The sequence below is a fragment of the Pseudomonas juntendi genome (genome assembly GCF_009932375.1).
Taxonomy (GTDB): domain Bacteria; phylum Pseudomonadota; class Gammaproteobacteria; order Pseudomonadales; family Pseudomonadaceae; genus Aquipseudomonas; species Aquipseudomonas juntendi.
Window position 1 is genome coordinate 1 of sequence record NZ_BLJG01000417.1, and the last position, 702, is coordinate 702.

At 60.5% G+C, this 702-nt stretch carries 1 protein-coding gene; it reads right to left on the bottom strand.

Annotated features, from left to right (window positions below):
* Nucleotides 1-702: ribose-phosphate pyrophosphokinase (locus tag GYA94_RS26435; RefSeq protein ID WP_161893429.1), on the bottom strand; the 702-nt coding region annotated here is incomplete at both ends.

Below are 702 nucleotides of genomic sequence, written 5' to 3' on the forward strand. Positions count from 1 at the left end.
GCGATATCCAGCTGGCGGATACGGTCACAGGCTTGAGCAGCGGCGGACAGCGGTACGGTGTTGGTCACCACCAGCTCGTCCAGTACCGACTTCTCGATGTTCTCGATCGCGCGGCCCGACAGGACAGGGTGCGTGCAATAGGCATAAACCTTGGCAGCGCCGTGTTCTTTCAGGGCTTTGGCCGCGTGGCACAGGGTGCCGGCGGTGTCGACCATGTCGTCTACCAGGATGCAGGTGCGCCCTTCGACGTCGCCGATGATGTGCATGACCTCGGAGTGGTTAGCCTTTTCACGGCGTTTGTCGATGATACCCAGGTCGACACCCAGGGACTTGGCGACGGCGCGTGCGCGCACAACACCACCGATGTCCGGGGATACGATCATGAGGTTCTCGAAACGCTGGTCTTCGATGTCGTCTACCAGTACGGGCGAGCCGTAGATGTTGTCGACGGGAATATCGAAGAAGCCTTGGATCTGGTCAGCGTGCAGGTCGACAGTGAGTACACGGTCGATACCGACGACAGTGAGCATGTCAGCGACGACTTTGGCGCTGATGGCTACACGTGCCGAACGCGGACGGCGGTCCTGGCGGGCATATCCGAAGTAAGGAATCACGGCGGTGATTCGGGATGCTGAGGAGCGGCGGAAGGCGTCGGCCATCACTACCAGTTCCATCAGGTTATCGTTGGTCGGGGCACAGGTC